The organism is Vibrio nigripulchritudo ATCC 27043, from assembly GCF_000222685.1.
GTDB lineage: Bacteria > Pseudomonadota > Gammaproteobacteria > Enterobacterales > Vibrionaceae > Vibrio > Vibrio nigripulchritudo.
Genome location: NZ_AFWJ01000090.1, coordinates 40972 through 63332 on the forward strand (window position 1 = coordinate 40972; position 22361 = coordinate 63332).

25 protein-coding genes and 1 other RNA gene are annotated in these 22361 nt (G+C 46.4%); 9 read left to right on the plus strand and 17 right to left on the minus strand.

Annotated features, from left to right (window positions below):
- Positions 1-45 precede the first annotated feature (45 nt).
- From pdxJ to rpoE, 10 genes are all read right to left on the minus strand, one after another.
- On the minus strand, positions 46-777 hold the full coding sequence (gene pdxJ / locus RH89_RS09265) for a pyridoxine 5'-phosphate synthase (RefSeq protein ID WP_004401321.1): 732 nt from the start codon (positions 775-777) through the stop codon (positions 46-48).
- Entirely contained in the window at positions 774-1502 is a 729-nt protein-coding gene (gene recO, locus RH89_RS09270) for a DNA repair protein RecO (protein WP_004401322.1), read from the minus strand. The genes pdxJ and recO overlap by 4 nt, the downstream gene beginning before the upstream one ends.
- A 117-nt stretch (positions 1503-1619) precedes the next feature.
- Positions 1620-2585 carry a GTPase Era gene (gene era, locus RH89_RS09275; RefSeq protein ID WP_004401323.1) on the minus strand — a complete coding sequence of 322 codons (966 nt, stop codon included), beginning with the start codon at positions 2583-2585 and terminating at the stop codon, positions 1620-1622.
- A complete protein-coding gene (gene rnc / locus RH89_RS09280; RefSeq protein WP_004401324.1) occupies positions 2578-3255 on the minus strand; it encodes a ribonuclease III in 678 nt (225 codons plus the stop codon). The genes era and rnc overlap by 8 nt, the downstream gene beginning before the upstream one ends.
- Positions 3256-3265: 10 nt before the next feature.
- Entirely contained in the window at positions 3266-4171 is a 906-nt protein-coding gene (lepB, locus tag RH89_RS09285; RefSeq protein WP_004401325.1) for a signal peptidase I, read from the minus strand.
- Between the two features lie 96 nt (positions 4172-4267).
- On the minus strand, positions 4268-6061 hold the full coding sequence (gene lepA / locus RH89_RS09290; RefSeq protein ID WP_004401326.1) for a translation elongation factor 4: 1794 nt from the start codon (positions 6059-6061) through the stop codon (positions 4268-4270).
- Between the two features lie 92 nt (positions 6062-6153).
- Positions 6154-6657, minus strand: a complete 504-nt coding sequence (locus RH89_RS09295; RefSeq protein WP_004401327.1) for a SoxR reducing system RseC family protein — start codon at positions 6655-6657, stop codon at positions 6154-6156.
- Between the two features lie 5 nt (positions 6658-6662).
- Complete coding sequence (gene rseB, locus RH89_RS09300) at positions 6663-7622, minus strand: sigma-E factor regulatory protein RseB (RefSeq protein WP_004401328.1); 960 nt, start codon at positions 7620-7622, stop codon at positions 6663-6665.
- The gene (locus RH89_RS09305) at positions 7619-8245 is read right to left on the minus strand and encodes an RseA family anti-sigma factor (protein WP_022591214.1); all 627 of its coding nucleotides are present in this window, start codon (positions 8243-8245) and stop codon (positions 7619-7621) included. Before RH89_RS09305 ends, rseB begins: the two co-directional genes overlap by 4 nt.
- A 13-nt stretch (positions 8246-8258) precedes the next feature.
- Positions 8259-8837, minus strand: a complete 579-nt coding sequence (rpoE, locus tag RH89_RS09310; RefSeq protein ID WP_004401330.1) for an RNA polymerase sigma factor RpoE — start codon at positions 8835-8837, stop codon at positions 8259-8261.
- A gap of 323 nt (positions 8838-9160) precedes the next feature.
- Here rpoE and nadB point away from each other — a divergent pair, with 323 nt between their 5' ends.
- On the plus strand, positions 9161-10771 hold the full coding sequence (gene nadB, locus RH89_RS09315) for an L-aspartate oxidase (RefSeq protein ID WP_004401331.1): 1611 nt from the start codon (positions 9161-9163) through the stop codon (positions 10769-10771).
- 45 nt (positions 10772-10816) lie between these two features.
- Here nadB and RH89_RS30665 read toward each other — a convergent pair whose 3' ends face one another.
- Together RH89_RS30665 and RH89_RS09320 are read right to left on the minus strand one after the other, a co-directional pair.
- A complete protein-coding gene (locus RH89_RS30665) occupies positions 10817-11224 on the minus strand; it encodes a protein YgfX (RefSeq protein WP_425277036.1) in 408 nt (135 codons plus the stop codon).
- Positions 11196-11456, minus strand: a complete 261-nt coding sequence (locus tag RH89_RS09320) for an FAD assembly factor SdhE (protein WP_004401332.1) — start codon at positions 11454-11456, stop codon at positions 11196-11198. Before RH89_RS09320 ends, RH89_RS30665 begins: the two co-directional genes overlap by 29 nt.
- A 168-nt stretch (positions 11457-11624) precedes the next feature.
- Here RH89_RS09320 and ygfZ point away from each other — a divergent pair, with 168 nt between their 5' ends.
- The 3 genes from ygfZ (at position 11625) to RH89_RS09335 (ending at position 13817) form a co-directional block, all read left to right on the plus strand.
- The gene (gene ygfZ, locus RH89_RS09325) at positions 11625-12590 is read left to right on the plus strand and encodes a tRNA-modifying protein YgfZ (protein WP_004401333.1); all 966 of its coding nucleotides are present in this window, start codon (positions 11625-11627) and stop codon (positions 12588-12590) included.
- A complete protein-coding gene (locus RH89_RS09330; RefSeq protein ID WP_004401334.1) occupies positions 12580-13053 on the plus strand; it encodes an aminoacyl-tRNA deacylase in 474 nt (157 codons plus the stop codon). The genes ygfZ and RH89_RS09330 overlap by 11 nt, the downstream gene beginning before the upstream one ends.
- A 557-nt stretch (positions 13054-13610) precedes the next feature.
- The gene (locus RH89_RS09335; RefSeq protein ID WP_004401335.1) at positions 13611-13817 is read left to right on the plus strand and encodes a DUF1107 domain-containing protein; all 207 of its coding nucleotides are present in this window, start codon (positions 13611-13613) and stop codon (positions 13815-13817) included.
- A 73-nt stretch (positions 13818-13890) separates the two neighbouring features.
- Here RH89_RS09335 and RH89_RS09340 read toward each other — a convergent pair whose 3' ends face one another.
- The 3 genes from RH89_RS09340 to RH89_RS09350 are packed head-to-tail and all read right to left on the minus strand — an operon-like array spanning position 13891 to position 16865.
- Entirely contained in the window at positions 13891-15105 is a 1215-nt protein-coding gene (locus tag RH89_RS09340; protein WP_004401336.1) for an FAD-dependent 2-octaprenylphenol hydroxylase, read from the minus strand.
- Positions 15105-16283: a 2-octaprenyl-6-methoxyphenyl hydroxylase gene (gene ubiH / locus RH89_RS09345; RefSeq protein ID WP_004401337.1), complete on the minus strand. Its 1179-nt coding sequence runs from the start codon at positions 16281-16283 to the stop codon at positions 15105-15107. The genes RH89_RS09340 and ubiH overlap by 1 nt, the downstream gene beginning before the upstream one ends.
- Before the next feature lie 12 nt (positions 16284-16295).
- Positions 16296-16865: a YecA/YgfB family protein gene (locus RH89_RS09350; protein WP_004401338.1), complete on the minus strand. Its 570-nt coding sequence runs from the start codon at positions 16863-16865 to the stop codon at positions 16296-16298.
- Positions 16866-17111: 246 nt separating this feature from the next.
- On the opposite strand from RH89_RS09350, the gene zapA reads away from it, so the two are divergent.
- From zapA to serA, 5 genes are all read left to right on the plus strand, one after another.
- Positions 17112-17414, plus strand: a complete 303-nt coding sequence (gene zapA, locus RH89_RS09355) for a cell division protein ZapA (RefSeq protein ID WP_004401339.1) — start codon at positions 17112-17114, stop codon at positions 17412-17414.
- Between the two features lie 4 nt (positions 17415-17418).
- Positions 17419-17602: non-coding RNA, 6S RNA (ssrS, locus tag RH89_RS29175), on the plus strand.
- A 2-nt stretch (positions 17603-17604) separates the two neighbouring features.
- Positions 17605-18222: a 5-formyltetrahydrofolate cyclo-ligase gene (locus tag RH89_RS09360; protein ID WP_004401340.1), complete on the plus strand. Its 618-nt coding sequence runs from the start codon at positions 17605-17607 to the stop codon at positions 18220-18222.
- A gap of 117 nt (positions 18223-18339) precedes the next feature.
- Positions 18340-18996: a ribose-5-phosphate isomerase RpiA gene (gene rpiA / locus RH89_RS09365; protein ID WP_004401341.1), complete on the plus strand. Its 657-nt coding sequence runs from the start codon at positions 18340-18342 to the stop codon at positions 18994-18996.
- 254 nt (positions 18997-19250) lie between these two features.
- Positions 19251-20480, plus strand: coding sequence for a phosphoglycerate dehydrogenase (gene serA / locus RH89_RS09370; RefSeq protein WP_004401342.1), 1230 nt, complete (start codon positions 19251-19253; stop codon positions 20478-20480).
- Positions 20481-20559: 79 nt separating this feature from the next.
- Here the strand turns inward: serA and RH89_RS09375 are convergent, their stop codons facing one another.
- Both RH89_RS09375 and RH89_RS09380 read right to left on the minus strand, forming a co-directional pair.
- A complete protein-coding gene (locus RH89_RS09375) occupies positions 20560-21255 on the minus strand; it encodes an oxidative stress defense protein (protein ID WP_004401343.1) in 696 nt (231 codons plus the stop codon).
- An 81-nt stretch (positions 21256-21336) separates the two neighbouring features.
- Positions 21337-22233 carry a LysR family transcriptional regulator ArgP gene (locus tag RH89_RS09380; protein ID WP_004401344.1) on the minus strand — a complete coding sequence of 299 codons (897 nt, stop codon included), beginning with the start codon at positions 22231-22233 and terminating at the stop codon, positions 21337-21339.
- Positions 22234-22361: the final 128 nt, after the last annotated feature.

Sequence of the window (22361 nt, forward strand, 5' to 3'; positions counted from 1 at the left end):
TTGTAAGTAGCCACTGTGTTACCACAGTGGCTAAAGGTGCATTGCCTAACGGCGAGCTTCAACCATTACGGCTTTCATGTCGGCAACGGCTTTGTGTAAGCCATCAAACACTGCGCGACCAATAATCGAGTGACCGATGTTCAACTCATAGATCTCTGGCAGTGCCGCGATAGGCGCAACGTTGTGATAGGTTAAGCCGTGACCCGCATTCACCTTGATGCCAATGCTGTCTGCGTAGCTTGCACCAGCGGCAATCTTTTTCAGTTCGTTAACCTGCTCGGCTTCAGATTCTGCATCTGCATAGTGACCGGTGTGAAGCTCAATGTAAGGCGCACCGCACGCTTTTGAAGCGTCAATCTGCTCGCGATCAGCATCAATGAATAGAGATACTTTGATACCCGCTTCAGACAGCTTTTGTGTTGCCGCTTTTATTTTCTCAAGCTGACCAACTACATCCAGCCCGCCTTCTGTTGTGAGTTCTTCGCGTTTTTCCGGTACCAGACAAACAAATTCCGGTTTCGTCTTGAGCGCGATTTCGACCATTTCGTCAGTCACCGCCATTTCCAGATTCATACGTGTTTGTAGTGTTTCACGCAGAATTCTAACGTCGCGATCCACAATGTGACGGCGATCTTCTCGCAGGTGAATGGTAATGCCATCTGCCCCCGCACGTTCTGCGATCTCTGCCGCATGGACGGGATCCGGGTATTTTGTGCCACGTGCGTTACGCAAAGTAGCAATGTGATCGATGTTTACCCCGAGTAAAATTGAGCTCATTTTTCAATACTCCGTGCTCCGGGAAAGCCTGTTCTTGGGAGAAACAGTTCCCTGCTTTTTAGTGGTTTGCCGCCAAGATAAGGCTTTAATGCCATGCGTGTAAAGCGTTTTGCGGCTTTTAGTTGTTCTTTGGTGGTGAAGCGTCTTTCACTAATGGCAATCAGTTCATTTCCAAGAAAAGTGAGGTTGTCTTTTCGCACGCTGGCGATGAAGCCTTTTTGCTCGCGATAGCGATAAGTCATATCAGGTTCGACCATTTCTCCGGTGCCCGCACAGTGGAGAAAATCGACGCCATACCCCATTGCTGACAGCAAGGCCAATTCAAAACGGCGCAGTGCTGGCTCGGGGTTATTGGCCTGAGCCAGTTCAGTCAGAGCAAAGAGATAATCATGGAACAGTGCGGGGTATGGTGTTTCGCTTTCCAGTACACGTCCGACCAATTCATTGACGTACATAGCTGAATAGAGGTGAATACCTGCCAACGGAAGCCCCAGGCTGATAGGTTCTGCCTGTCTTAGCGTTCGCATACTGCCTTTGCCAGACCATTTCATCAGCAAAGGAGTAAAGGGCTGCAACGCACCTTTCAAATTAGAGCGTTTGCTGCGGGCACCTTTCGCCATGATCGACATACGACCGTATTCTTCACTGAATACATCCAGTATCAGGCTGGTTTCACTGTAAGGTCGGCGATGCAGTACAAAACACCGCTGTAACCCGTCAGACATACACGACTCTCTTCATTATTACTTTTAGTCGAATCCTTTTCGCCACGATCACATTATGTGAAATTCAGGTACAAAAAAGGGAGTGCAATACTCCCTTTAACTTACACCAGAATGGCGTTACAGGTCATCAATGTAACCTAAGCTGCGAAGCGCACGTTCGTCGTCTGCCCAGCCAGATTTCACTTTCACCCAAGTCTCTAAATAAACTTTACGCTCAAAAAGCGCTTCCATATCTAAACGAGCTTCACGACCAATGGTCTTGATCTTCTCGCCGCCTTTACCGATGACCATTTTCTTCTGGCCATTGCGCTCAACCAAAATCAACGCGTTGATGTGGAAGCCATCAGTCTCGGGGTTGTAGTCGAAACGCTCAATCTCAACCGTTACCGAGTAAGGCAGTTCTTCACCCGTAAAGCGCATCAGCTTTTCACGTACGATTTCAGACGCCATAAAGCGCTGAGAACGGTCGGTGACATACTCTTCTGGGAAGTGATGTGTTGCTTTGGGTAAGTGCTCACGTACGTGCTTGCGCAGCACATCGATGTTCTTATCGTGCTTTGCAGAGATAGGAACGACGTCTACAAAATCCATCTTTTCAGACAGCGTTTGCATGTGAAGCATCACTTCATTGCGGTCTTTCACGTTGTCAACCTTGTTAACGCAAAGCACAACAGGGAAGTTCGACTTATTCAGCTTGGTGAAAACCATCTCATCATCACTGGTCCAGTGCGTGCCGTCCACTAGGAAGAAAACCAGGTTCACGTCACTTAAAGAACTGTTTGCAGCACGGTTCATCAAACGGTTGATGGCGCGCTTCTCTTCGATGTGAAGACCCGGAGTGTCCACGAATATCGCTTGATAATCGCCTTCGGTATCCACACCCATGATGCGGTGACGTGTCGTTTGTGGTTTGCGCGACGTGATGGAAATCTTCTGACCAAGAAGCTGGTTAAGCAGTGTCGATTTACCCACGTTTGGACGACCAACAATCGCGACAAAACCACAGTGCTGGTTTTCAGTAGAGGTTTCCTGACCTTCTGACGCGAAATACGCGTCCAGATCGAATTCTTTTTCATCAGACATTGGTAAGTTGTCCTAATGCCAGTTCAGCCGCTGCTTGCTCCGCTTTACGACGGCTGGTGCCTTTACCGATTACAGGCTTTTCCAGTCCTGCTACTTCACACGTGACAGTGAATTCCTGATTGTGTGCTTCACCTTTAATTTTAGTCACAGAATACGCTGGCAGAGGTTTTCTTCTGCCCTGCAAGAATTCCTGCAAACGAGTTTTCGGGTCTTTTTGCGATACGCCAGGCTGAATGGCATCCAAACGAGTCTGATACCAGCTCAGTACAATGCCACGCACCACTTCAATGTCACTATCCAGATAGATAGCACCGATGATAGCTTCAACTGCATCCGCTAAGATCGAATCACGACGGAAACCGCCACTCTTCAGTTCACCTGGACCTAATTTTAAGTACTCTCCCAGGTCAAACTCACGACCCAGTTCAGCAAGGGTATTGCCACGAACCAATGTTGCACGCATACGGCTCATATCACCTTCGTTCACCTTAGGAAAACGATGATACAAATCATCAGCAATGACAAAACTTAAAATTGAATCGCCCAGAAATTCAAGACGCTCATTGTGCTTACTGTTGGCGCTGCGATGAGTCAGCGCCAAATGAATCAGCTCAGCATCCTGAAATTGGTAGCCGAGCTGTTTTTCTAACTTACTAATAGGAGTATTCATACTCTCTCGATTAATGTATACCACCGACGCGACTGAATCTTACGCCAGTTGGGATCCAAGACGGCAGAACGCTGTCTGAATCACGTTCAAATTCAAAGCTGATCCAAATACCGACCGCTTTGCCTACTAAATTGCCTTCAGGGACAAATCCCCAAAAACGGCTATCAGCACTGTTGTCACGGTTATCGCCCATTACAAAGTACTGATCTTGTGGCACAACCCACTCACGAACACCTGGGCGAGGTTGGTAAGCTCTCACATCATCACGAGTCAGTGGGTGAACCAGAATCTGGTGAGTTTCCTCACCCAATTTTTCATCCATCTGAATCATCGGTACACCGATGCGCTCATCCTTGAAGATACTTTCTTGAACATTAGACAACTCAATAGCTTCACAACTTGAGCCACCTTTACGTTGCACACAAAGCTCTTTCTTCTCACTGTAGCGAACCACATCACCCGGTAGTCCGACAACACGTTTAATGTAATCAATACCCGGGTTAGGTGGGTATTTAAACACCACAATATCACCACGTTCTGGCTTACCTGTTTCCACTAACTGAGTGCGCCAAACTGGGTCTTTTAAGCCATACGCGTATTTTTCCACCAAAATGAAATCACCCACCAGAAGGGTAGGCATCATTGAGCCCGATGGGATTTGAAATGGCTCGTAAATGAATGAGCGCAATACCAACACGAACGCAATAACAGGGAAAATGGAGACACTGTTTTCTACCCACCAAGGCTGAGCCGCGACTTTCGCTTGAAGAGAGGCGTCTAAACCTTCGTTTGTCTGACCTTCAATCGCACCAAGCTTTTCCTGACGTCTTTTTGCCAGAACTAACTTCTCAAGCGCCCATACAATGCCCGTTACCAAGGTAACAATCACAAGGATGAGTGAAAATGTATTTGCCATTTACTTCCCTTCGTATTCTTTAGTGGAAAAAGAAGAAAGGGTATCCGATACCCTTTCTGCCTAAGTCTTTGTTTGATTGCAAAAGTACGAAAAAGTTTAGTCTTTTCCTACATGAAGAATGGCAAGGAATGCTTCCTGAGGAAGTTCCACGTTACCGATCTGCTTCATGCGCTTCTTACCTTCTTTCTGTTTCTTCAGAAGTTTCTTCTTACGACTCACGTCACCACCGTAACATTTTGCGATTACGTTCTTACGCAACTGCTTAACGGTGGAACGAGCAATGATGTGGTTACCTATCGCAGCCTGAATCGCAATATCAAACATCTGACGAGGAATGAACTCTTTCATTTTCTCTACAAGCTGGCGACCACGAGTCTGAGAATGATCTTTGTGCGTAATCATCGCCAGTGCATCCACAGTATCGCCATTCAGCAATACGTCTACACGAACCATGTTCGATGCTTCAAAGCGCTGGAAGTTGTAATCCAGAGATGCGTATCCGCGAGATGTCGACTTCAGACGGTCGAAGAAGTCCAGAACCACTTCCGCCATTGGAATATCGTAAACAACGGCAACTTGATTGCCGTGGTAAACCATATCTACCTGAACACCACGCTTCTCTACACATAGGGTAATCACGTTACCCAGGTAGTCCGAAGGCACAAGGATGTTACAGCGGGCAATTGGCTCACGAATTTCTTCGATGTCGTTCACCGCTGGCAGTTTCGCAGGGCTGTCAACATACAACACGCCGCCGTCAGTCTTCTCAACTTCGTATACAACGGTTGGCGCAGTGGTAATCAGATCCAGGTCGTATTCACGCTCCAGACGTTCCTGAATGATTTCCATGTGCAGCATGCCAAGGAAGCCACAACGGAAACCAAAACCAAGTGCTGCTGAGTTCTCTGGCTCATAGAACAAAGACGCATCATTCAGGCTAAGTTTGCCCAATGCATCACGGAAGCTTTCATAATCGTCTGAAGATACAGGGAACAGGCCAGCGTATACCTGAGGCTTCACTTTCTGGAAACCCGGTAGTGCTTCTTCACAACCGTTTTTCGCTAGAGTCAGCGTATCACCAACAGGGGCACCAAGGATGTCCTTGATACCACACACTACCCAGCCTACTTCGCCAGTTCTGAGAACGTCAGTGTCAACTTGTTTAGGCGTGAAGATACCTAAACGGTCAACGCCCCAAACCTGACCAGTACTCATTACTTTGATTTTGTCGTTCTTCTTCAGCTCGCCGTTTTTGATTCGAACCAAGGAAACAACACCAAGGTAGTTATCGAACCATGAATCAATGATAAGCGCTTGCAGAGCCCCTTCAGGATCACCTTCAGGTGCCGGGATTGAAGAAACGATGTTTTCAAGAACATCATCAACACCGATACCGGTTTTCGCACTACAACGCGTTGCTTCCATCGCGTCGATGCCGACGATTTCTTCGATTTCTTCTGATACACGCTCAGGATCCGCCGCTGGCAGGTCAATCTTGTTCAGGATTGGCACGACTTCCAGATCCATTTCGATAGCGGTGTAACAGTTTGCCAGGGTTTGTGCTTCTACACCTTGCCCGGCATCGACAACCAATAATGCGCCTTCACACGCAGCCAGAGAGCGAGATACTTCGTACGCGAAGTCTACGTGTCCTGGGGTGTCGATAAAGTTAAGTTGATACGTTTCACCATCTTTTGCTGTGTAGTTTAGGGTCACACTTTGAGATTTAATGGTGATGCCACGTTCACGTTCAAGATCCATGGAATCAAGAACCTGGGCTTCCATCTCGCGATCACTGAGTCCACCACATACTTGGATCAAACGATCAGATAGGGTCGACTTACCGTGGTCGATATGGGCGATAATCGAAAAGTTACGAATGTGCTTCATAGGTTGGTGTGACTAAACTCTTACAAAAATGGATGGGAGAAATACCGATCATTTGTTGGTATTTCGATCAAGTTGGCAGATTCTACCCAATTTCAGGGCTTGCCGCTATCCTGAAATGTACCAATTCCTGTCAAAGGCTTCCCCAGCACTCGAATCAGCGACACTTTTTCTTCTGATTCTTGCTCAAGTTTACCTATCCAGTGCTTAGCAGAGAGAGTTCCTATCCATGCAAACAACACAGACATGCCAATGACAGCAAGCTCACCAGCACCAAGTAGTGGCTGAAGCCAGAAATGGCCAAGCGCCGCACCAACAAACAGAAATGCGATGGGTGACAAATAAATCAATGCCGCAGATTGCAACAGTTGCTTTTCAGGTAAGCCAATTTCAACAACCTGACCTGGAACAAGAGCTTTTTGGCTTTCTAGATACCAAGCGTGCGCTTTGTTTCCAAACGCTTTGCTCACCACACCTGTGCCGCAGCTTTTTTGAGATGAACAACTGGAGCAACTGGTTTGTTGCTCACAGCTGAGTTGGATACGAAATCCTGATTTAGAGGGGTGACTTGCGACCACAGTCGCCAATGCCGTCATCATAGGAATTATTGGGTTGTCGTTGCCTTCATGGTGACAGATTGTGCCACACGTTTGGCGGTAGAGGGAGGAATATCCCCGACAACGGATATTTCAACGTTACCATTTACAAAGCTGTGCAGAGTTCTGCGCCCCTGACGAACCAGTTGTCCTTTCAGTGAAAGTTCATCTTTTTCAGAAATATAAACTGAAAAGCTGAACAGACCATCGCTGAACATCTGGCTTTCAACCACTTTGTTGGTTCTCGCCATTCGATAACGATTCATTGGGTTAGCTTTAAACCCATTAGGTACCCAGCCAACCTGCCAGAAAGAATTGTCCGTATGGTTTTCTGGAAGCGTGATGACATCAGGCAATTTGACATCGTTCAACCCCGCCAACAAATCAAAGATTTTATCGTTCACCGCATAAGAAATGGTGCGGTACTGCTCTAAAACTTCGCCATCGCGATCGACCAGATCGGCTCGCAATGGTAAGTGGCTACGTTCATCTACCCATAAAACGTATGAGTAACGCTGACCATCTTTTGGCACGACTCGAATCACTTGACAAGGAGTGCCCGCTTCACGAGCTCGTCCGAGTTTGACGAAATCATAGTGCTCTTCGAGTGTGGTTATCTGGGTGTTCAGCAGTGGAATCAGCGGTGCGACCATTTGTCCAGATTCGATAGAAAACGGATCTACATCTGGCTCAATATAGCTGATTTCATTGTTGCGCTTGATGACCTCCCGAGAAGGTCCACTTAAATACACTAAATGCGCGAGTTGCTGTTTGTCACGACGACCGTGACGATAAAGAAGGGGTTCAATACTGTTTTTTTTGATTTGAATATAAGACAGCTCATAGCTCAATTGCTGGCTTGCTTCGTTCATTTGATGCAACAACGCCTCAGCAGAGTCTTCTTCTGCAGAGGCGGCGTATCCATTCAAACTGAACAGTGCCAACACACTGATCAGGATTTTCTTCATTCTATATCCGACTTAGTTGGGTGTACGGCTTCTTCCATTTCTGCGCTGTTGAAGCGAAGCTGCATGTTGTAATCCTGCAGCAATGCATTAACGCGTTTACGTTGCTCCATAAGCTGAGCTTCGTTAGAAGAAGGGGTTGCAGATTCACGCGCTAAGCTTACTGGTTCTGCACTGCCAATCACCGGAATGGTTTGCAAAACAGGCAATTCACTTTGAGATTGAGCGCCGTTTTCACCGTTATATTGCTGGACACCAAGAATCACGACCAGCGACACACACGCCGCCATCGCAACCTGACCAAACTGATTTAACCAGCCTGGCATGCTGACACGTGCAACATCAGGAGTTGGCTGTGACTCAACCGCTGGTGTGACGATTTGTTCACTCACATGAACAGGAGAGTGAGCAGGCTCATTCTCTAACGCGAGTGCTACGCTGTTTGCAATGTCCCAATCAGTGCGCTCTGGGGCTTCCCCCCTCATCACATCACCAATTAAGTGATAGTTCTGCCAAGACTTCAGACCTTCCGCATCGTGTTCAAGCTCAGAAATCAAAGCCTGATCCACGCTTTCTCCATCCATGAGTGCTGAAAGTTGTTCTTTGTCAGCCATTATTTTCACCATTTAACTCATTGACCTAACGCTGTAAAAGTGGCTGAATTTTCTTTTCAACCGCTTCACGAGCTCGGAATATACGAGAACGAACCGTCCCGACTGGGCAATCCATAACCTCGGCTATTTCTTCATAGCTAAGACCATCCAGTTCTCGCAATGTCATTGCTGTTTTCAAATCTTCTGGTAGTGCTTCAATCGCATCAAAAACAACGCTTTTCAATTCTTTGGACAACGTAATGTTTTCTGGGTTCGATATTTCTTTTAATGCACTACCGGTTTCGTAATATTCTGCCTCTTCAGCATCCAAATCGGTTGCTGGCGGTCTGCGCCCTTGGGCAACAATATGATTTTTAGCTGTATTAACGGCGATCCGATATAACCAAGTATAAAAAGCACTTTCTCCCCGAAAATTCGGGATGGCTCTATACGCCTTAATAAAAGCCTCTTGTGCTACGTCTGCGACATCACCAGAGTTGTTTATGTATCGAGAAATCAAGTTGCAAACTTTGTTTTGGTATTTAATGACCAAAAGATTGAATGCTTGTTTATCTCCTCGTTGGACCCGCTCAATTAGTACTTGATCAGTTAACTGCTCGCTCATTCGAGCGTCCACTCCTATTGTTATTTGCACTTACCTTCGCAGGTATGAACATTAAGTTCTGTCAAATGTAGTATTGACACCACCGCCTACATGAGCACTATTGTGACTGATATAGTCAAAGAAAGTTCAACACGACGAATTTTTTTTGCCAAATTTATCTAGCAATGTGATGTAACCTTCATTGTATTTGCCCAAGCAGGTGCAGATAAAGATAATAAACACCACCAAGAAGAAATATTTAATCAGGGGATCGGCGTAGGCTGATTGCCATAAGAGAGTCAATTTGGGCAGGCTCTAAGATAACCTGGGATTTTTAAAGTTATATGAACGATATCCGAGAACATGAGTGCGACGTGCTGGTGATTGGCAGCGGTGCAGCGGGTCTATCGCTTGCATTACGAGTGGCGCCACACGGGAAAGTCATCGTACTGAGTAAAGGACCGCGCAGCGAGGGAGCAACCTATTATGCTCAAGGTGGTATCGCTGCAGTATTTGATGAGTCCGATAGCATTGAGTCACATGTTCAAGACACCCAAATTGCAGGCGGTGGCATTTGTGAAGAAGACACAGTCAAATTCATCGCAGAAAACGCGAAAGAGTGTGTGCAGTGGCTGATAGACGGTGGTGTTCCGTTTGATCGCGAAGAAGATGACTCCGATGAAAGCCCACGCTATCACCTAACCCGTGAAGGGGGTCATAGTCACCGACGCATTCTGCACGCTGCTGATGCGACAGGCATGGCAATGCAGACATCACTGCAAGATAACGCACACAGTCACCCGAACATTCAGGTTTTAGAGCGTCACAATGCACTGGATTTGATTACCGAAGACAAAGTCGGCGGTGATAAGAAGAAGGTAATTGGCGCCTATATCTGGAACCGTAACCAAGAACACGTTGAAACAGTACGAGCTAAGTTTGTTGTGCTGGCTACAGGTGGAGCGTCCAAGGTATACCAATACACCTCTAATCCGGATGTTTCCTCAGGCGATGGTATTGCGATGGCCTGGCGTGCAGGTTGTCGGGTAGCCAATATGGAATTCAACCAGTTCCACCCAACTTGTCTGTTCCACCCGGAGGCGCGTAACTTCCTTTTAACCGAGGCTCTTCGCGGAGAAGGCGCTTATCTAAGACGCCCTGACGGATCTCGCTTCATGAAAGATTTTGATGAGCGTGAAGAACTTGCGCCACGTGATGTGGTTGCTCGTGCCATCGACTTCGAAATGAAGCGTTTGGGTGCAGACTGCATGTACCTCGACATCAGCCATAAAGATCCAGAGTTTGTCACTAAGCACTTCCCGACTATCGATATGAGATTGAAAGATCTGGGTATCGATATGACCAAGGAGCCAATCCCCATCGTGCCAGCAGCCCATTACACCTGTGGTGGCGTGATGGTCAGCCAGCAGGGTGCAACGGATCTGACTCATCTTTATGCGATTGGAGAAGTCAGCTACACCGGGTTGCATGGCGCGAACCGTATGGCTTCTAACTCGCTACTAGAATGTGTGGTTTACGCTCGTTCAGCAGCAGACGACATTATCAGCAAGCTGGATGAGGCAGAATTAGCCGTTCGCTTACCGGCGTGGGATGAAAGCCAGGTCACATGCTCAGATGAAGAAGTCGTCATCCAGCACAACTGGCATGAGCTGCGCCTGTTTATGTGGGACTACATGGGCATCGTTCGAACGGATAAACGTTTAGAGCGAGCGCTACGTCGTATTCAGCTGCTTCAACAGGAAACACACGAGTATTACAGTAACTTCCGCGTATCCAATAACCTTTTGGAATTGCGAAACCTCCTTCAGGTTGCGGAGCTGATGGTTCGTTGTGCGATGGAACGCAAGGAAAGCCGTGGGCTCCATTACACTCTGGATTACCCGAATCTTGCCGAAAACAGCGGCCCGACTATTCTGGTTCCGGAAAAGTTTTAATCTGAATATAATAATTGCACTAAAAGAGCACTCCGGTGCTCTTTTTTATTGCTCCTTAGGATTTGTTGTTCCTAATAATCCAAGGCTACGTAACAGCGCTCGATATTCCTCATCGCTGCATGTATCTCGCCAAACAAATAGCCTTGATTTGTCTTCAAAAATCAAAAGCACGCCAACAAACGCTACCTCTGTCCACGCATGGCTTAACACTCGTTTGTCGCGATTAACATAGAATGTTCGCTCATTCTCCCAGCGCAACAAACCGGTCGGTTCACGAGCTGAAAGAACCCTTCGAAAATAAGGAAAAAGCGTTAAAAATACAAAACAGGTGAGGAGGAGTGGAGCAGGTGATGCAACAAATGCCCAGCTTAGGAATGCCAAAAAGGTTAGTTGGCAGAGCCGGGCATAAAATGAATACGAGAGATTAACGGACTTTACTGAGGTTGTAAGCAACGACTTTGTCTACCATTGCTGCGTGACTCAAATTGTCACTCCTGCCATGCCCCATTATCCACGTAAACAGATCAGGATCATCGCACTCCAAAAGGGAGACGAAATCTTTTTGTTCTTGTTCTGATAGGCTTTCAAACTGCTCTTCATAAAAAGGCATGATCACCACGTCGAGTTCCAACATTCCACGTCGACACGCCCATTTAATCCGTGCTTTTTCTTCGGCGGTGTACATTATTATTCCTTAGCTGACTCCTTTGTGGGTGAAGTGTACCAATCTCATCAGGTCACAACTATTATGCGAGTCACAGAGTGTGATTTGCTTTGTTCATTTTGGAGGCTGACAAACTGTCACGCTCGGATTACCATACTCTCATCAAACATCTTTTAAGGTTCTGAAACAATGGATTGGCTTGAAACGTTAACGCCCTTTTCTCTCTCTTCACAATCCGAGCTGCCCGAGTTAGCCATTTGTCCGCTTTCTTCTTGGGGCACCATTACCATGGTCGGTGATGACAAGAAATCTTACCTGCAGGGTCAGGTAACGTGTGATGTTGTCTCACTGGAAGCCAATGAGTCGGCTTTCGGGGCACACTGTGATGCCAAGGGAAAAATGTGGAGCATTTTCCGTATCTTCCACCACAATGGTGGCTATGCACTGATTCACCGAAAAAGCGCTTTGAAAACCGAGCTGCATGAAATAAAGAAGTATGCCGTGTTTTCAAAAGTTACGATTGAAGAAAGTGACGAGTGGCTTGTAGGCGTAACAGGCATTAATGCACAAAGCTGGATTGATGCTCGTACGGAATCTCGTGACGATGTTCGTATTATCGAAGGCGGAACCGCGGTAAAAGTCAGCGACGTCCGCTGGGTTCTTTTATTGAACCAAGATGCCGCAAAATCGGTTTTCGATGCCGAGAAAGCACACTGCGTATCTGACACAATCTGGGACAAGTACGATATTTCTGAAGCGCACCCTCGAGTCGACGAAGAAGAGCAATCTCAACATATTCCTCAAGCAATGAATCTTCAGGCACTAGGCGGTATCAGCTTCACTAAGGGTTGTTACACAGGTCAGGAAATGGTTGCACGTGCAAAGTATCGCGGAACAAACAAACGGGCACTGTATAAAGTCTCTGGCAGCACCGAAGAAGCCTTACCAAAACACGCCGAACTAGAGCGTGCGGTAGGAGAAAACTGGCGTGGTGCTGGCAAACTGATCGTACAATTTGAGTACGAAGACAACGCAGCTGAAGGTTTGCTGATATTGCCAAATAACTTGGAAGCAGACACTGTTCTTCGAGTTAAAGGTCAGGAAAACTCCAAATGGACCATTTCTGCACTGCCATATTCTCTTGATGACGAATAACTTCCACACTCAGGTTACCGAATATCTAGATAAACAGCAGGTGAGCTTTCGCCTGCTGCCTCACCAGACTCCAGCCGTCAGCATTGAAGACGCAGCGCAGCAGCGTGGAATCGATCCTCGCATCATGGTCAAATGCATTCTGCTCAAAGACATGGGCGGGCAATTTGCTCTAGCTTGCGTTCCCGGAGATAAGCAAGCAGACCCCAAAAAAGTGCGAGCCGTTTTGAGCTCAAGACGAATGACATGTGCATCCACTCCCGAAATTGAAAGCTTGACTGGCTATTCACTTGGATGTGTCACTCCCCTCTTACTCGCAACCCCCATGCCTATCATTTTTGACAGGCAAATCACTTCTTTAACACGTGTCACAATTAGCAGCGGCTCCAACATGGCAGGTATTGAATTGCTCACAAGCGATCTTTTGTCTCTTTTATCGCCAACTTTTGCTGAAATTACGCGCTAATTTCTTACTCAAAGTTAATAAACACGTTTCAGAAATCAAAAATAATTGACACAAGTCACATTTAGTAATTTTACTAAGTGAATTTTTATTTTATTTTTATGAATAAATAGTGATCTCGGCAATTATGATGTAGTGTAAATGTTACTTGTTAATATGAGTTCCCCTTGCTCATTTGAGCTTAAAGCCCTCATTTAACAAGGAAAGTGAATCCGCTGAATCAATCAGTTAAATCCACTTTTTGTGTAATGCATCTGTGACTATTCGCCCGATTTTCCTATCGGGCATTTTTTTGCCTGAAACTTTTTTATTTCTGACATGGTCTATTCTTATAAATGTCATAAAACTATGGCAAAGCAATGCAGTTCTTGCTGAAGGGGTTTGTGGCATAAAGTGAGGAGAGTGTCACAGATGAAAGGCATTTATATCATCGAAATGCCGACGGCGGCACAAAACGCTAAAAACATCGCATTAAGCTGTGTTTAACCCCTGTTCAGTCACAATACTGTCACACGAAGTTTCGTATAATTCGTGGCGCAACAAATAATAAGGATAAAAGTATGAGACTGTTTAAGCGCTATACACCTAGTATGATAGCTAAACACATAAGTCGGTTGTTTAAAGGTAGAATTTATATATATGGCGTAGGGAAATTTGAATTCGACAATGGCAAGTTGATTCTTCCTGAAAAAGCAGAAAAGCGTCATTTCCAGGCAGTAAAAGAAATCAATCAGGAAATCATGCGGTTAAGATGCGCTCATGCATAATTATTAAATGCATAACAGAGAATTTTAAAGGGTCGGATTACCGACCCTTTTTCATTGCTTTAACTTGGTGAGGTTATTTTTTAAGCTTAGTCGCTTCAGGCAAGTGCCCTTTCATTCCCATGGCGTGTTGTATCAGTTCATTTTTGACAACCGGAACCGCATTACTCACAGACAGCCCCACTCCACGGACAAACTTCTTAAGCGGATTGTCACCAGAAAATAGCTCTTTAAACCCTTGCATCGCTGCAATCATTTTTGCGGCTTCTGCTTTTCTCCATCGCTCGAACGGTCGAAGGTTGCGTTTCAGTCCAATATCTTCGCCCTTTTGCCATAGCTGCATGATCTCCTGCACCAGGCTAGCAGCGTCGAGTAAACCCAGGTTCACTCCCTGACCAGCAAGCGGGTGAATGGTGTGTGCAGCATCGCCAACCAGAACAATTCGATCACGTACAAAGTCGCGAGCGTAACGCATTTTAAGTGGATAAGCCTGACGCTCACCTTCTACCTGACATAAGCCAAGCTTGCCATCGAATGCACTGGTTAGAGCTTTGTTGAACTCTTCTTCCGCCATGTCCACCAGCAATTCGGCTTTGAGTGGGTCGATAGACCACACGATCGAACATAAATTGGCTTCCCCTAAAGGAAGGAACGCCAAAGGTCCATCGGGCGTGAAAACCTGCCTCGCTACCCCTTGATGTGGCTCTGCTGTGCGAATATTGGCAACGATGGCTGAATGACCATAATCCCAATGCGTCAGCGGAATGTCGATTTTGTTTCTCAACCAGGAATTCGCGCCATCCGCTCCTACCAGTAACTTGGTGGTCAGTGAGCTTCCTGACTCTAAGGTGACCCAAGCTTCGCTCTCACCCAGCACCACGTCTTTACAACGTTCAGGGGCAAACAGAGTAACGTTATCCTGTTTTTCAACCTGCTCTAGCAGAGCAAGTTGAATGACGCGGTTTTCAACGATGTGCCCTAAGTTTTTCTGATAAATATCAGCGGCATCAAACTCAATCTTGGCAAAGCTATCCTGTTCCCATACATTCATCGCTTCGTAAGGCGCAGCACGTCGGTTTTCAATACCCTGCCATGCTCCAACATTTCTTAAAATGTTTTCACTCGCCCTGCTTAAAGCGGAAACGCGCACATCCGGCAAATCATATAGCTTGGTATCTGGCAATCGACCTTCAATGACGGCGATTCTTAAATCTGTATCCTGCAACAGCGCGGCAACTGATAGGCCGACCATGCCACCACCAATGATGGTGATATCAAAACTTTGCATCATTATCTTTCTACCATTCCTAGCGCTCTGGCGAGCAAAGATGCTTTTGCCGCCCCTGAGGCTTCAAATGCCATTAATCCTAGATTGCGACCGACACGCATCGGCACGTAGTCGTTAGAAAACAAGTGAACCAGCCCGGAAGTCAGATCCATGGTTTTGTTTCTGTCTTGTTCGCGTCGGGTCCGATAAGCGCTCAGCACCGAGTAGTGACCTGGGTCTTCCAAATGTTTGGTGATTTGTTCAGCCAGTGATGCCACATCACGGATACCGAGGTTAAAACCTTGTCCTGCGATTGGGTGAAGTGTCTGGGCAGCATTGCCGACAGCAGCAAAGCGATGGGATATGATTTGATCACGAGACCGCATCAACAACGGGTACGACGCCCTCTCCCCCACTTTGGTAAATTCGCCAAGTCGCCAGCCAAAGCTTTTTTGCAACGCAGTAAGAAACGCGTTATCAGGCATGCTCAATACTTCTTCGACCTTGTCTGGTCTGAGACACCAGACTAATGACATCCGATTGTCGGACATAGGTAACAAAGCGAGCGGCCCCGAGTCAGTGAATCGCTCAAATGCCTGCCCCTGATGTGGTTGCGACAAGCTGATGTTAGCGATCAAAGCCACCTGTTCAAAATCGTGCTCGCTGAGCGGCAAGTTCAAACTTTGTGCCGACGGCGACAAAGCACCATCAGCCGCAACCAACAGTTTGGCTTCAATGTTTTCACCAGATGCCAGTGTAATGATGACCCTTTCGGTGTGCCTTTCGACAGCTTTGACCGATTCAGGGCATAAGAAATCTACATTTGGAGCGGCATCTAGCCTTGACTGATAAATACGACCAACATCAGCTAATTCAACCACATACCCTAAAGCAGGGAGGCTAACGTCGCTTTTGTCAATGTTCGCGATACCCGCATGGCTACGGTCAGAAACATGAATATGTTCGATCAGGGTCGCCTGAGGACGTACCTGTTCCCACAGGCTCATCTTTTCAAGTAAAAGTGAGGTGCCATGGGACAAGGCAATAGAGCGCGCATCGTAACCAGGATGGCTGGTATGCTCGACTTTATAGGGCTCAATAACAGCAATCGACAAAGATGAATCGCTGTGTTGCTCCAATGCCAGAGCCAGAGTGGCTCCCGCCATGGCTCCACCAGCGATAACAACATCATACTGCTTCATAACTAATTCCGGTTAGTGGATCGTCGGCTTTTTCACTTCACTCGGTTTTACGCCAAATTCAGCGTGAACGGTCAATACACATGCTTTGACGTGTTCAATCACCTGTTCCAGCAAAATAGCTTGCTCATTCAAGTCGTCTTCTTCATCAATACCAAGCTTGGAGATCTCTTCCAAATCGCCCAGCGCTTCTTTTACGTCTGTAGGAACTTTTTGCAAAGCCTGATTTGCTAAACCAAAACCAGAGATGAAATGGTTGATCCAATCAGATAGACCGTCCGCTGTAGCAAACAAGTCACCCTCTTGATCAGCGAGCAGTAAAGTGAGTTCAAACTGATTAGCAGCAAGCTCTTTCAAGGTTGCTTTTAGAAGGTTTTCAGCTGTACCAACCGTACTGATTGGCCAGCCCATACCGTCGTTTGTGTAATCAAAAAGAAGCGGTTGCCAGCTATTGTCATTCGCCGTTAACCCACCACTTAGCATACCTGTTAACAAACCGTGCAATTCCGCAGGAGAAACCGCCAGTTGTGCCGACTTGAGCTCATTGGTGAGTTGTTGATAGGTTGGATGGGTCACGTCACTCATAAAGTATTCGCTATAATTAAGTTAATTGGGCTAATCGTATCACTTAAGCTGCTGAGCGAAAATGTAAAGCGTCAGGTATCTGGACATCCAGTCACCAAATTGACGATTTCGTGTGTAGTTAGTCCCGCAATCTGGGGAAACGATCATGGAAAGGCTTGAATCTTATAGTCGCTTTACCTATAGTTTCCTCCCTGACAGACGCGTTCAGTCGCGCTCTGTTTTTGGTTTGGTCGAGAGTGTACCGTAATGAGTAATCAGGCAGTTGAAGTTGAAATTCTGGGAAAGCTGACGCGAGTGAATTGTCCTCCGGGGCAAGAAGAGTCCTTGCTTAAAGCCGCTGAAGATCTGAATACGCGATTGAATGAAATGGCGGAAAGAACTAAGGTAACCAATACAGAAAAACTTCTCACTATTGCTGCATTGAACATCTGTTACGAACTTCAGCTCTCCAATCAGGAAAAGCAAGGTCAAGCCAGCGAAATTACAGAGCGAATGGAACTGCTCTCGGCGTCACTAGACGGTGCGCTCAAACAGCTAGGACGCGAATAACGATTTTACCCTGGGGTGTGCGTCAGCGGATTTAAGTCCCTGAGCCGATAAGCAATACTTAAGGGTTAGTACTTGATAGCTATTGAGCAAGCTCGGCTCGAACCGAGAAGCCTACGGTTACCATTGCTGATCCGCCTTGAACCAGCTGGTTCAAGGGCCACAATCCTCAACGGCACCCTGGGGTTCCTCAATGCAAAACTTCTCTCTTTCCGCTGAATCTGCGAAGCAAAGACAAACCATACGCAAAGAAATCCGTCAGAAAAGACGTAGCCTTTCGGCACAAGAACAACAACGCGCCTCTGATGATCTTTTGATTCAATTCCAACAGCTTCCGATGGCAACATCAGCCAACACTGTCGCTTTATACCTTGCCGTTGACGGTGAGCTGGATTTATCGCCCGTCATTGAGTGGTATTGGCAGCAAAATAAAACCGTCTGTCTGCCAGTTATCCACCCTTTCTCAAATGGTCACCTTTTATTTTTAGAATACACGCCAACAACCATTATGGTGCCAAATCAGTACAATATTGATGAACCAAAACTCAGAACTCAGGACATTATTCCTGCCTCTCAAATAGACGTGATTTTCACGCCGCTCGTTGCCTTTGACGATAGTGGGCAACGTCTAGGCATGGGAGGTGGTTATTATGATCGGACCTTATCGACGTGGCAGTCTGCATCCGGTAGCCATGCTATTGGTTTGGCACATAACTGCCAGCAGGTTGATGCCCTTCCTGCTGAGGCGTGGGACGTTCCTCTTCAAACCATCATCACACCCGATAAAACCTGGCAATGGCACCAGAATTAAGCTTTGAAATTTAAATGATCAAAAAGACAATATATTCGTGCTGATCACTGCATATCGCGTTGGAATGAGTATATAATCGCGCGGATTTCATTAGTTCACTAAATTCTGGAGATAGGCATGACTCAAGATGAAATGAAAAAAGCCGCGGGCTGGGCAGCACTTAAGTATGTTGAAAAAGGCAGTATTGTCGGTGTTGGTACTGGTTCGACCGTTAATCACTTCATCGATGCGCTAGGCACAATCAGAGAAGAAATCAAAGGTGCTGTATCTTCTTCAGAAGCGTCTACCCAGCGCCTGAAAGAACTCGAAATCGAAGTTTTTGAATGTAATGACGTTTTTGAGCTGGACATTTATGTCGACGGCGCAGACGAAATCAACCCAAACCGCGAAATGATCAAAGGTGGTGGCGCGGCGCTAACACGTGAGAAGATTGTCGCAGCCATCTCGAAAAAATTCATTTGCATCGTCGACGGTACGAAAGCGGTTGATACTCTAGGCGAATTCCCATTACCTGTTGAAGTGATTCCAATGGCACGTTCATACGTAGCTCGCGAATTGTTGAAGTTGGGTGGCGATCCGGTTTACCGAGAAGGTGTACTTACTGACAACGGTAACGTGATTTTGGATGTATACGGTATGAAAATACAAAATCCGAAAGAAATGGAAGATAAAATCAACAGCATTGCAGGTGTCGTCACCGTAGGTCTGTTCGCCCATCGCGGTGCTGATATTGTTATCACTGGCACTCCGGACGGTGCTAAAATCGAAGAGTAAAAGTGCATACTTTGATTGGAGATATTTGCATTTTTATGCGCCTTCAATCATGCATTTCCGTCATTTGATTACAAACGGCACCAAAAGGTGCCGTTTTTGTTTCTTTTCATAGAAGAAATTATTCCTTATTCCGTAATTTTCTTACCCAAAGCGAATATTTTTTGTTACTTTATTGTTCAATACATACATAAGGAAAACGTTTGCGTCTCTCCTCTGTGTATCGCTTTTAGCCCGAAGTTTAAGGACGATAATCAATGGCCAAAGTTTCACTGCAAAAAGATAAGATTAAAATTCTCCTCCTTGAAGGTCTTCACCCTTCTTCTGTAGAAGTATTCCAAGCGGCTGGATACTCCAACATTGAATACATCAAAGGTTCTCTTGCCGAAGAAGACTTACTCGAAGCAGTAAAAGATGTACATTTCATTGGTATCCGTTCCCGTACTAACCTGTCAGAAAAGGTTTTTCAGGCTGCTGAAAAGCTAGTAGCAGTTGGCTGTTTCTGTATTGGTACAAACCAGGTTGATCTAAAAGCGGCTGCAAAACGCGGTATTCCAGTATTTAATGCCCCATTCTCCAACACGCGTAGTGTTGCGGAGCTTGTGCTTGGTCAGATTTTGCTTCTACTTCGTGGTATTCCAGAGAAGAATGCTCTTGCTCACCGCGGTATCTGGAAGAAGAGTGCAGACAGCTCTTACGAAGCTCGTGGTAAGCGTCTTGGTATTATTGGTTACGGGCACATTGGTACTCAGCTAGGTATCATTGCTGAAAACCTGGGTATGCGCGTTTACTTCTACGACATTGAAAACAAGCTGTCTTTGGGTAACGCAACCCAAGTTCACACAATGAGTGAACTGCTGAACAAGTGTGACGTGATTACTCTGCATGTACCAGAAACAGATGGTACTAAGAACATGATGGGTGAAGCGGAATTTGCTCGCATGAAGCCAGGTTCAATCTTTATCAACGCCGCTCGTGGTACGGTAGTAGACATTCCAGCCTTGGCTTCAGCTCTGGATACGGGTCATCTTTCAGGTGCGGCCATCGACGTATTCCCTGTTGAGCCGAAAACTAACGCTGACCCGTTCGAATCTCCACTTATTCAGTTCGATAACTGTATTCTGACACCACACGTTGGTGGTTCGACTCAGGAAGCGCAGGAAAACATCGGTGTGGAAGTGGCAGGTAAGCTGGCGAAATACTCAGACAACGGTTCGACACTATCAAGTGTGAACTTCCCTGAGGTATCACTTCCTGAACATCTGGACGCATCTCGTCTGCTTCACATCCACGAGAACCGCCCGGGTATCCTGACTCAGATTAACACCATCTTCGCTGAAGAAGGCATCAACATCGTAGGTCAGTATCTACAAACCAACTCAGAAATGGGTTATGTAGTTATTGATGTTGAATCTGATCGTTCAGAAGAAGCTCTGAAAAAGCTGAAGAGCATTGAAGGCACAATCCGTGCCCGCATTCTTCACTAATTCAACTCGTATATAACTAAACGGGGACGCTTGATGCGTCCCCGTTTCTATCTCACTCGATTCACTTAAAGACGTCAGTTCAGTCTTTAAGCTTGTATACCACGTCCACTCTGTCACGAATGACAATACTGGAATCCTGATAACTGTTAGACGCTTTCTCGGCACCCAATGCCATGCTGCGCATCAAAGCCGGGCTATGAGAACTGTTGTTGTAACTGATTCGCCAGACGCTATCGACATCAAGTTCAAAACCTTCTGCCAGTGAGCGCGCTTTATCATTGGCATCTTTTATCGCAGCTAAACGGGCTTGCTGCTGATACTTAGACTCATCTTTTACTTTGAGCTGAATATCATCGACACGGTTAATTCCATCGCCCAAAGCGCCATCTAGGTAGCTGTTGAGGTTCTCCAACACCTCAACAGTAACCGTCACACTGCGCGACGCCTGATAACCCACCAACTCCACTTTACCGCTTTTGGGATAGTGATATTGAGGTGCCAGATAGAGGTTAGTGCTGGAAATGTTGTCTCGCTTCACACCTGCCTGAGTTAGACGCTCAACAAACGAGCTGACTGCCTTATCTACTGCTTGCTTCGCCTGCTCCGCGGTCATCATGGTTTCCACTACCTGAACGGTAAATTCTGCCATATCAGGGACTGCCGTCACTTCTCCGTATCCCGATGTAGAAATATGCGGGAAAGAGAGCTCTTCTGCGTTAACGGGTGTCATTATCACGCCCATCAACAATACGCCGATCATCGATAGTTTTTTCATGCCGTTCTCCTCGGTTGCTTCGCTATAATAGACGCACAAGTGTTAATTTGATTCCACTCTGAATCATAATTGACACAAACTTTACTGAGGCAAATGCGTACGCGCATAGTCAATGATCGATTGAGACACTTCTTTTAACACCCCACTCTCTAATTGCCAGTGATGCCAGTACATTCTGTGAGACAGAAAGAACCCAGGCGTAATGTCTATCAGCACACCTTTCTCTAATTCGGCTTCAATTTGCTGCCTTGGAATTAAGCAATACGCTACGCCACTCAACGCTAACTTAACAAATGCCTCTGAGCTTCGGACTGTGTGCTTTAACACGCTACCCGTAGGCAAATTAAAGTGCTGGTGAACAAATCGCTCGTGCATGTCGTCATGCTGATCAAAAGCAACGGCGGGGGCACGTTTTAACGCTTCGCGATTTACGCCTTCTGGAAAATATAGTGCGCAGAATTCTGGGCTTGCGACACAAAGATAATCGACACGTCCCAGATAATCGGCATCACAACCGGGAATAGGCTGAGCTTCCAAGCTGATGGCTCCGACCACTTCCCCACTTCGCAACTTGTCTATGGTTCTCCCCTCATCATCCACCACCAAATTCAGTTCCACACGCTTTTGCCTGAGCAAAGGAGAAAGACTTGGCAGTAACCAAGTTGCCAGGCTATCGGCATTCGTTGCTAACGCCACAGACAAGGGACGCTCACTGTTTTCGGTACTAAGTTCGGGCAGCAGCTCTTCTTCAAGCAGACAGACCCGCCTGTAGAGACCCAACAACTTCTTGCCAGCCTGAGTCGCTCTGGGCGGCTGCTCACGAACCAATACTGGCTGCGCTAGCCATTTCTCAAGTTGTTTAATTCGCTGTGATACCGCAGACTGAGAAATACAAAGCTGTTCAGCGGCTCTATCAAATCCGCGCTGAGTAATCACACAGTCCAGTGCCTCAATCCATCGATAATCTAATCCGCGCATCACTTTTTCTCCTGGTCCTCTTCACTACATAAGTCTAACTTATCTATCATTAAAATTATTAGCTTAATTTATTTTGCGCAAACAATTATCCTCGCCACTCATTTTTGATATTTCTATTTTTTGGTAAG